Below are 10,336 nucleotides of genomic sequence, written 5' to 3' on the forward strand. Positions count from 1 at the left end.
ACTTTTTCCGGTATACCCTTCAAAACCCTTGCACTAATTTCTGTGTTTATCAGCCTCTAACCTTTGATATATCAAGGTTTTAGGTTTATTCAGCAAACCCTAGATAGGGTATGAATATATCTGTAATAATTAAAAGATTTTATATCTACTTGGAGAAGTAAAACTACCAAATCTGATTTCTATCCCTAGATTTATGAATTACCGAGCAAGAATGCTTATAGTTGGGTTGTTAGGTGATGATTCACCTAATTTCGTAAGTGAGGCTAACAATCATGTCAAATCAAATAAATGCTGCCAATTTATTTGTTGTTTTATCTGATGAAGCACAAGAATTTATCACTGGAGGGGCTGACTTTGAATTAGCTGGCAGTAACTTCGCTAATAGATTAGCAAACTTGCAAGGTACTACAGCTTCTGGACCTAATGGTAGCACAGGTGACTCCATCGGTACAAGTTCTGCTGTGAACACCGCAGCCCAAGACTTTTTAGGATTAGGTGCGCCCATAGTTCCTCAAGTTGCAGCGTTGGGTGCAGCACCCGTTATCAATGGACAAGCCGCACCTACACCCGGTATTGGCGGTCCTGGCGGTCCTGGTGGTCCAATCGGTGGCGGTGGTCTTTTCGGTACTGCTGGCGGTCCTTTTGGCTAAATCTCCCCACCCTGTTAACCACTTACTCCCATAGATGGTCAAAAAAATCAGCTTTCACAACACTAGATCGCTTCGCCTATTTAGGTGATCAAAGAAGCAAATGCCTTGCTTCTTCTTGATGCCTCTAGCCAAAATCTGCAACTGTGATTCGCAGTAACTAACTAATTATTGCAGAAGTAACATTATTCAGTATTATGTCGGTCACATCAAGCTGTACCTCTATTTATGCGGTACTGCTGGTACTGACTAAATATTAGCGTTCTGGGTTTTTTATCCTTGGGAGTCAGTAAATAGCGGATTCTAGAGCGTCGATTCAGTAATGCTAGGTAATCTGTTTTTACCTTGTAGGGGCGAAGCATTCGGACAGAATATCAATGGTTTTAATATCAATGGTTTTAGCGATAGGTTATCACCCGAATGCTTCGCCCTGACGATTAATGAATCGGTGTTCTAGCAGCGATTATGTTTGCTTTCTTTTTGCCCAAAAGTAAACAGTAAGAAATCAGTTCATGCTCTGGAATCCTTTGTTGAAAAATTACGTAAGTGAGGCTAAAAATCATGTCCCATCAAATTATCTCGTCTGAATTGTTTGTTGTTTTATCTGATGAAGTACAAGAGTTTGTCACTGGAGGGGCTGACTTTGAGTTAGCTGGCAGTAACTTCGCTAATAGATTAGCAAACTTGCAAGGTACTACAGCTTCTGGTCCTAATGGTAGCACTGGTAGCTCCATCGGTACAAGTTCTGCTGTCAACACCGCAGCCCAAGACTTCTTGGGATTGGGTGCGCCCATAGTTCCTCAAGTTGCAGCCTTGGGTGCAGCACCCATTCTCAACGGACAAGGCTCACCTCTTGCCGGTCCTGAAGGTCTTGGTGGTCTTGGTGGTCCCGGTGGTCCTGGTGGCTAAGGCGGTTTCTGTGATTTGCTGAACAACTGTCAATACTGTTCGGTTAAGAGTTTTTGTAGATTGGCGTAGGCAGTCGCAACTCAACAAAAGCCTGTAAATGTTCGGTTTCCTAACGTCAAACGCCATTCGCCACAAGCCGGGAAACCCGTCCAAGGCGATGGCTCCCCAACCTACATAATTCTATTTTTTGGGCTTAACCGAAAAGTATTGGCTTGGGGGTGATCAAATAACCAAATTCTTGATTATTTTTAATCCCCCTACTCAAAAATCTGCATAGGAATTTGAATTGTTTTATTTTGGATATTTACGTAACTTAGGCTAATAATCATGTCATGTCCAATAGACATCTCCAGAAAAGAAATTATGGAACCTATTTATGGGGGCAGGTCGAAGCTTATGGGATATCTAGATGTCTGATTTTTCCGTTAAATTATCGCCCATAAGCTTCGCCCCTACAACTTATGACAAATTAATACATTCTATTTTGGAGAGGTCCAATGATGAAATTCAAATGGTTTATTGAGTTATCTGATCAGGAACAAGAATTTTTAACTGGTGGTAGTCAACCTCAGATTAGCAATAACAATTTTTCTCAAAGAGCCGAAAATACCACAGAGAATAACAGCAATACTCCACTAGGTAAAGTTTCTCGAACTAATACTGATTTTGCTGATGTCAATAGTGGCGCACAATCTATATTGTCATCTAATGAACCTGAAGTTTCTCCTTTTGGATCTGTTAATAATCTATTCCCCAACAACCCTAGATCATTCAATAATCCTCTGGGAACTCTAGGGATGTTTTAATGGATTTCCAAAAAGGTGAACAATAAAGGTGAACAATTATGTTACAAGATATCATGAAATCAGATTCATTAGTGAAGTTATCTTCAAAGCAACAAGAACTTTTGTTAGGTGGTCAAGGTCAACCTTTCAATGATCAATTTATTCAACCTCTTGCAGTTATACGAGGTCAACCAATTACTGCGCTGGGTCAAACTTTAAATGATGGTTCAAGCACTGTGTTGGGCAATAATACTTTACAAGGTTCAACTACTTCCGGTCTTTTTGGCAGTGTTGGAAACTCTACTGCACAGGGTAAAGGTGGTGCTACTGGCGCAGAAGATATTATGATTTTGCCACCATTCTCTGCTGCAAGTCAAACACTATAATTTTAGGGAACAGGGAATAGGAAATAAATTGGTGTGTAATTAACTAAACTGGGAAATGTTATATTTATTTCCTAGTCAAAAATCTCAACTTAGCTCACAACGGGCTAGTTTTTAATTCCCATACTTTAGGTAAAAAATTTCTTAGGGCAAAGCTACACAATAAAATTCTCTATAAAATTCATTTTTATTGGCTAAATCAGTAATTTAAAGCAATTTAAAGCGCAATTTACAATCATGTTTTGGGAATTTTGTGTTTTTCAGTAGGAAGGGGGGAGAGGAGATTCTTACTACTCGCTCAACGTAAGTGAGGTCTTTGAGGGAGTTTGAGCGTTCTCCTCGGTTGTTTTCTCAGCGTTGCCCACGTCAGAGATGTCAAGAAAAGTTTTTGCTATGGTCAGCTTTTTCTTTTCTTATCCCCCACTAATGATTATAGAGGATTCTTCACCATGATGTTTACTATTGTGAGCGACATATTTTATTTTTTTCATTCTGGTTCTGTTGAGTTGAGTCAACCTTTATGATGAGCCAGTATTTGGCAGTGTTGATACTTTAGGTATAACTTATATTCACCAAATATTCACCAAAAGATAGAGGTAAAGATACATTTTTTGATCACAATTCAGGAGTCAGGAATCAGAAAGTTTGAGAAATTGGTTAATTATCAAATAAGTATTTCTGGCATAAGTCTGAAAAAGCTGATTACTGATGGCTGATAGTTGAATGCTTACACGGGTTTTCCAATCAATTTATGTGGAGTTATCTGAGCGGCTGAGATATCAAATGTAATATGAGATAATCCTGATTTTTGTTGATGTTTCAATCAAAAAGGTGGAACGTTGTGGATTCTTTACACCGCCATGAAAACTATGTTTGGAATGGGTCTGGTGATCCAGGTTCTGAACATCTGCAACCAGTTGAAATTAATGAGTTTCTGCCCCAAATTCACAAATGGACTAGCATTGGTGTGGGGGTAATGTTGACTATCTTTGTGGTAGGTGTAGGTTTAACTACTGTACTTGCTTATAAAGTGACGGTGAAAGTTCCAGGAACTATTAGACCTGTAGGGGAACTCAGGTTAGTTGAATCGGCTATTTCTGGCCAGGTGCAGAAGATTTTAGTCAAAGATAATCAGGTAGTTAATCAGGGAGATGCGATCGCTTATGTTGATGATTCCAATTTACAAACCCAAAAAAGCCAACTAGAAAGCAGTATTCAACAAGGTCAATTACAACTTGTACAAATTGATGCTCAAATAGGTGAAATCAATAATCAAATTTTGGCACAGACAAATTTAATCAATCGTACAATTATCGCATCAGAAGCTGAATTAGATGGTACTCAACGTAACTTTGAAGACCAACAAATTAAAGCTAATGCAGAAATGGCACAAGCAGAATTAGCTGTGAGATTTGCCAAATCACAGCTCGACCGCTTACAACAAGAAGGAGTTTTAAAAACCACAATCGAAGAAGCACAAACAGCTTTCAATCTTGCCAAGTTGCAGAGAGATAGATTACAGGCGATCGCTGATTCTGGTGCAATTTCTCGCAATATTTTGGAAGAAAAACAACAAGCTGTTAAATCTGCTAGAGCTAAATTAGAACAAGCTAAAAACGACGCTAAAACTCTTTTGGAGGAAAAAGTACAGGCATTTAAAGTTGCTCAAACAAATCTAGCGAAAGCGAGAACAGCTATCAATCCTAATAATTCTGCTGTGATTATTGCCTCTGAAAGAATTAAACAAGAACAAGCTAGGGGAGAAGCAAATTTAGCAGCTTTAAAAAAAGAACTTCAGACTCTATTACAACAACGTTTGGAAATTCAAAAACAACTAATTCGCACTCGTCAAGACCTGCTACAAACAGAAATTGATTTGAAAAAAAGAGTGATTCGCGCACCTATTACTGGCACATTATTACAATTAAAAATTCGTAACCCTGGACAGGTAGTACAACCCAGTGAAGCTGTTGCTCAAATTGCCCCTCTCAATGCTCCTTTACAAATCAAAGCTTATGTACCTACTCAAGAAATTAACAAAGTAGAACCAGGTCAAAAAGTCCAAATGCAAGTTTCTGCTTGTCCTTATCCAGATTATGGTACTCTCAAAGGCATTGTCAAAAACGTTGCTCCAGATATTTTACCAGTTTCACCAACAAACCAAACTCAAAATTATACATCTACAAATTCCCTGGTTAATGGTTATGAAGTCACTATTGAACCAGAAACATTATATGTAGGTAGAGGTGAACATAAATGTTATTTACAACCGGGAATGCAAGGACGTACTGATGTTATTACCCGTGAAGAAAGCGTGATGCAATTTATTCTCAGAAAAGCCAGATTAATTACTGATTTGTAATAGGTAATAGGTAATAGGTAATGGGTAATTGGTAATTGGTGATTGGGAAAATACAAATAATTTCCCCCTACCTCCCCATACTCCTGAACTACTAAACTCCTGAACTACTGAACTACTCTATTATGTTTAATTTATTTCAACCTCAAAGAAAATACCAATGTATTTTACAAGCAAGCGAAGAAGATTGTGGAGCAGCTTGTCTAGCTTCCATTTGCAAATATTACGGACGTTTCTTAACCATAAATAAAAGTCGAGAAGCCGTAGGAACAGGACAACTAGGCACTACTTTATTAGGTTTAAAACGTGGATCTGATAATTTAGGATTTAATGCGAGAGCCGTTAAAGCCTCACCAGAAATTGTAGATAGAATCAACGAAATCCAACTACCAGCAATTATTCATTGGCGTGGTTATCACTGGGTTATTTTATATGGCAAAAAGGGTAAAAAATATGTAATTGCTGATCCGTCTGTAGGTATTCGCTATATTAAACGCGAAGAATTATTAGCAGCTTGGAATGGAGTCATGCTCTTATTAGAGCCAGATCCAGAGCGTTTTTCTCAACAACCCCAAGAAAAACCCCACGGTGGTTTTTTACGCTTTTTTATGCGGATTCTGCCCTATCGAGGACTGCTGACTCAAGTTTTAATTATTAATATTATCCTGGGTATATTAGCCCTGGGAACTCCTATTTTAATTCAATTACTTACTGATGATGTTTTAGTCCGAGGAGATATCCAGTTACTCACAGTAGTGGTATCTGCTGTTGTTGTCATGACCGTATTTAGTAGTAGTTTGCAAGTCATACAATCTACTATGATTGCCCATTTTGGTCAACGATTACAATTAGGATTAGTCTTGGATTTTGGCAGGAGAATACTGCAATTACCTTTGAGTTATTACGAATCTCGTCGTAGTGGTGAAATTACTAGCCGTTTGAGCGACATTAATGAAATCAATCAGTTAATTTCTCAGGTAGTAGTGCTGTTACCTAGTCAGCTTTTCATAGCCATTATTTCTTTTTGTGTGATGCTTTTTTATAGCTGGCAATTAACAATAGCAGTGATTATTTTTGGGGCTTTAATGACTCTAGCAACTCTGCCATTCTTACCCATATTGCAACAAAAAACCCGCAGTTTATTAGTTTTAGGTGCAGAAAATCAAGGGGTACTAGTAGAAACTTTTAAAGGCGCACAAGTCATCAAAACTACTAATGCTGCCCCTCAATTTTGGGAGGAATTTCAAAGCCGTTTTGGTCGTTTGGCTAATCTCACTTTCAGTACAATTCAAATCGGAATTATTAACGGTACTGTGGCTAGACTTCTTTCTACTCTTGGTGGTGTGATTTTATTGGGTTTAGGCAGTATGTTAGTAATTAACAACCAATTAACTATTGGTCAAATGTTGGCTTTCAATGCTTTACAAGTGAATGTTTTAGCCTTAATTGGTATTGTGGTCGGATTAGTAGATGAATATTTCCGTTCTCAAACTGCAATTTCTCGTTTATTAGAAGTTATTGATGCGACACCAGAAGTTGTTGGCGGTAGTCAAAAACCAATTGTCCAAATCTCTGGTGATGCAGATATTCATTTTTCCCATCTGACATTTCACCATGCAGGAAGAGTTGATTTATTAGAGAATTTTTCCCTTAAACTTACTGGTGGAAAAGTGATTGCTTTAATTGGTAAATCAGGTTGTGGTAAAAGTACCTTAGCAAAACTAATTGCAGGTTTATATCAACCAACTTCAGGTAATATCCGCATTGGGGTTTTTAATATTCATGATCTTTCCCTTGATTGTTTAAGACAACAAGTAGTTTATGTACCCCAAGAACCACATTTTTGGAGTCGTACAATTTTAGAAAACTTTCGTTTAGGAACACCTTCTATTCCTTTTGATCAAATTGTTCAAGCTTGTGAAATTGCTGATGCAGATGGTTTTATTAGTCAATTACCTAATAAGTATCAAACTGTGTTAGGAGAATTTGGGGCAAATCTTTCTGGTGGACAAAGACAAAGATTAGCGATCGCACGGGGAATACTCACAAACCCACCGATTTTAATTTTAGATGAAGCTACCGCAGGATTAGATCCAGTTAGTGAAAGTCACGTTCTAGATCGATTATTGGAATCTCGCAAAGGAAAAACTACAATTTTGATTACCCATCGTCCTAGTGTGGTAAATCGAGCAGATTGGATAGTATTAATGGATAAAGGTCAAGTGCAAATCCAAGGTAGTCTTGAAAATTTTATTTCTCAGCCAGGAGAACATTTACAATTTCTCAAAATCTAAAAATATTCTTCATCCGCTCATTATAAGATTATGATGGAAAATTTTAAACCAGATTATCAGGATTTACTCGTTGATTTATCTGAGACAGAACAAGAGAGTTTAATTTCTGGTAAAAATTTTGATGTGATCGGTAAAACTGATTTTTTCTTACAAACTACTAACATTGACAGTAGCGCCGATAATGAGTTAAATCTAGGAGAAAATGAATCTAGTTCACAAAACAGTAAATATAGGTTGTCACAAATTACCATAGGTGTATCTTTTAACTTTGGACTAACAAATATTCGCTCTGTTGGTAATAGCTGGAGTAGTTTACTACCTGATATTCTCAAGAATTTTTTTCCTAAATTATAAGAAATGAATTTTCACCTTTCTCATGGAGACTAATTTATTTTCGTCATTTGTCTGTTTAAATTTCAATCAACCCTAAAAAAGTATGATAATTATTTACTTCACCGTGAAAAACATAAGCTAAAAGAAATAAATATTTATTCTGAAATTATAACCAAAGAATAATTTAAAACTGGAAAAAATTATTAATAATAAAAAGATAGGTTGTTACATACCTATACAAGTAAGTGAGGTAAATAATTATGTCTGCTCAAACCAAGAAATCAAATTTGCTCGTTGAATTAAACATAGAAGAACAAGAACTGCTCTCTGGAGGACAGCAACAACAACCATACCGTCAATACGGTCGTGGAATGGATGATGATCGCTATGGTCGTGGTGACGACTATGGTCGCAACTATTACCCACAGCGTTACCCCACCTACATCTGTCGTCCTTATTACGGCCAAGGGTACGGTTCATAAATTAGTACCTTCTACAGACGGATAGTTTTGTAACTGAGACTTTTTCTGTATTCCAGGGAGGAGAAAAATCATATCTTAATTGAGAAAGTTTCAACAATCTCTTTTTCTTCTCCCTTACTTAATATGCAAATCTTAGTTACAAAATTAAACTCCTGAGTTTTGTAATTCCACAAATATCAAATTTTTTAAATGCAGGGTGTTACCTAAAACTGACAACCCGAAAAATGTAAGTAATGTAAGTGAGGTAATTAATCATGTCAAATCAAATCAATAAATTGGAATTAGTGGAATTATCCGCAGAACAACAGCAGTTTCTCTCTGGGGGAAGATGCCACTATTCTCCTTGTTATAAACCCAAAAACTGTTGCGGGGAATACAAAGATTACAAACGATATACACCCTCTCCTTGCCCTGATAACTACCCTAGTTTCAATTATTCTGATGGCTATCAGAACTGGGATTAATCAGGTTAATTCCAGATAGAAATTTTCAATCAATAGCAATCAACAAAATTCCCAACTTTGTCGAGAAGTTGGGAGTATGATAATGTGCATTCATTCTTAAACATGATTTATGCATCCTGTCAAGAATATATAAATCAAATTTGATCGCTATCGGAGTCCTATATGAATTTAGGATAAGTCAAAAGACAGAAATAATAACTATTAACTTATAACCACAGAATAATTACATTTATGAATACTAATTTTATAAAAAAACTAGGTTCATCAAATTTATAAACCAATTGAGTCAATTAATTGAGGCTAACAATCATGTCAAATCAAAACATCAAATCCCATTTAGTTCAGGATATATCCAGCAATGAACAGGAACTTCTATCTGGTGGTCACTGGGGCGGCTGGGGAGGTGGACCCGGTTGGGGTGGAGCTGGTTGGAGTAGACCGGGCTGGGGTGGACACGGTTGGGGTGGACCGGGCTGGGGTGGACCGGGCTGGGGATACTGGGGTCGTCCCTGGCATAAAGGACATCACCATCATCGTCGATGGTGGTAGTGTTCTGGAAAAATCCAAAAATTAAGTTTTGCCAATCCAATCTTGTAAAATTGGATTTACCAGTTCAGGAGCTTCATCTTGGGGGCAATGTCCCACTCCTTCCAGGGGAATAAATTTTTGTACTTGGGGAAAATTGGCTAACTCTCTACCCAAATCTATTGGTTCCCAAGGGTCAGCCGTTCCCCATAAAATAATTGCTGGACAGGGTAATACAGGTAACAGGTCTTCTGGTAATGGTCCACTAGAATAAGATGTAAAAGCCAGAAATACTGCTGCTGCACCTGGATCACTTGCTGGTTTCATTAAAATTTCTATTAATTCATCTGTCACTGTCTCCCCATTGGCATAGGCTTGTAAAAGAATCTTTTTGACAGTTTTTGGTTTAGCTAGTTGACTAAAAAAGAAGTTACCAACAACTTCAATTGATAAAAACTTTTGTAAAATTGGCGCACCAACTCGTTTAGTCCAAGGTAAAGTTAGCCTTTTGCGATCGTGTAACAACCTGAGAGAACAATTCAGCAAAGCAGTTCCTAAAGCTATATCTGGGTTACTGACCGCAGCTTGCATAGCTACAATACAACCAATAGAATTTCCTACTAAAAATGCAGGTTCTCCCACTACTTCCCGACAAAAATCAGCTACTTGCTGTCCCCAGGTTTCCAATGTATAGGTTATTTTCTCTCCTGGTTCTGGTTTAGCTGAAGCACCAAAACCAATCAAATCAAGGGCATAAACCCGACAACTTTCTGCTAAAACTGGTATATTTTTGCGCCAGTGTCCACAAGATGCTCCAAAGCCATGCACCAAAATCACAGCAGGTCCTTCAGTGCCTTGGGTTTGATAACAGATAGGGAAGCCTTGCCAAATCCAGGTTTTGATGGAGGTAAATACATCTGTAGAAGTTGTCATGGGCAGTTTATAATTCATAATTCATAATTCATTTTCAGGATAGCAGTCTTCTGCTATATAAAACCTAGACAAAACTAGACTTTACTTTCTACTTCAACGGGAGCATGGGAGCAGTTATCCTTCGGTAGACTTTCACGCCTTAGCCAGACGCGATAACATGATTGCTGCATTTAGATCCCTATCTATTTGCAAACCACAGTTCTCACAGCGATAAATTCTTTG

At 37.7% G+C, this 10,336-nt stretch carries 11 protein-coding genes; 10 read left to right on the forward strand and 1 reads right to left on the reverse strand.

Going from position 1 to position 10,336, the window contains the following annotated elements:
- Positions 1 to 272 precede the first annotated feature (272 nt).
- From H6F47_RS25190 to H6F47_RS25235, 10 genes are all read left to right on the forward strand, one after another.
- Positions 273 to 650 (forward strand): CTB family bacteriocin, encoded by a 378-nt coding sequence (locus tag H6F47_RS25190; protein ID WP_137669595.1) that lies wholly within the window; start codon positions 273 to 275, stop codon positions 648 to 650.
- Positions 651 to 1,208: 558 nt separating this feature from the next.
- On the forward strand, positions 1,209 to 1,556 hold the full coding sequence (locus H6F47_RS25195) for a CTB family bacteriocin (RefSeq protein ID WP_190651525.1): 348 nt from the start codon (positions 1,209 to 1,211) through the stop codon (positions 1,554 to 1,556).
- 497 nt (positions 1,557 to 2,053) lie between these two features.
- Positions 2,054 to 2,362, forward strand: a complete 309-nt coding sequence (locus H6F47_RS25200; protein WP_137668435.1) for a CTB family bacteriocin — start codon at positions 2,054 to 2,056, stop codon at positions 2,360 to 2,362.
- A 38-nt stretch (positions 2,363 to 2,400) separates the two neighbouring features.
- Positions 2,401 to 2,727, forward strand: a complete 327-nt coding sequence (locus H6F47_RS25205) for a hypothetical protein (protein WP_137668434.1) — start codon at positions 2,401 to 2,403, stop codon at positions 2,725 to 2,727.
- An 838-nt stretch (positions 2,728 to 3,565) separates the two neighbouring features.
- Positions 3,566 to 5,086: an HlyD family efflux transporter periplasmic adaptor subunit gene (locus H6F47_RS25210; protein WP_347239110.1), complete on the forward strand. Its 1,521-nt coding sequence runs from the start codon at positions 3,566 to 3,568 to the stop codon at positions 5,084 to 5,086.
- A 122-nt stretch (positions 5,087 to 5,208) separates the two neighbouring features.
- On the forward strand, positions 5,209 to 7,377 hold the full coding sequence (locus H6F47_RS25215) for a peptidase domain-containing ABC transporter (protein WP_190651529.1): 2,169 nt from the start codon (positions 5,209 to 5,211) through the stop codon (positions 7,375 to 7,377).
- Between the two features lie 30 nt (positions 7,378 to 7,407).
- Positions 7,408 to 7,731, forward strand: coding sequence for a hypothetical protein (locus H6F47_RS25220; RefSeq protein WP_190651531.1), 324 nt, complete (start codon positions 7,408 to 7,410; stop codon positions 7,729 to 7,731).
- A 239-nt stretch (positions 7,732 to 7,970) separates the two neighbouring features.
- Entirely contained in the window at positions 7,971 to 8,192 is a 222-nt protein-coding gene (locus tag H6F47_RS25225) for a hypothetical protein (protein ID WP_190651533.1), read from the forward strand.
- 254 nt (positions 8,193 to 8,446) lie between these two features.
- Entirely contained in the window at positions 8,447 to 8,656 is a 210-nt protein-coding gene (locus H6F47_RS25230; RefSeq protein ID WP_190651534.1) for a hypothetical protein, read from the forward strand.
- Positions 8,657 to 8,965: 309 nt separating this feature from the next.
- Entirely contained in the window at positions 8,966 to 9,205 is a 240-nt protein-coding gene (locus H6F47_RS25235) for a hypothetical protein (RefSeq protein WP_190348560.1), read from the forward strand.
- Positions 9,206 to 9,226: 21 nt separating this feature from the next.
- Here the strand turns inward: H6F47_RS25235 and H6F47_RS25240 are convergent, their stop codons facing one another.
- Positions 9,227 to 10,114 carry an alpha/beta fold hydrolase gene (locus H6F47_RS25240; protein ID WP_190348562.1) on the reverse strand — a complete coding sequence of 296 codons (888 nt, stop codon included), beginning with the start codon at positions 10,112 to 10,114 and terminating at the stop codon, positions 9,227 to 9,229.
- Between the last annotated feature and the right edge of the window lie 222 nt (positions 10,115 to 10,336).

The organism is Sphaerospermopsis sp. FACHB-1094 (genome assembly GCF_014696195.1).
Taxonomy (GTDB): Bacteria; Cyanobacteriota; Cyanobacteriia; order Cyanobacteriales; family Nostocaceae; genus Sphaerospermopsis; species Sphaerospermopsis kisseleviana.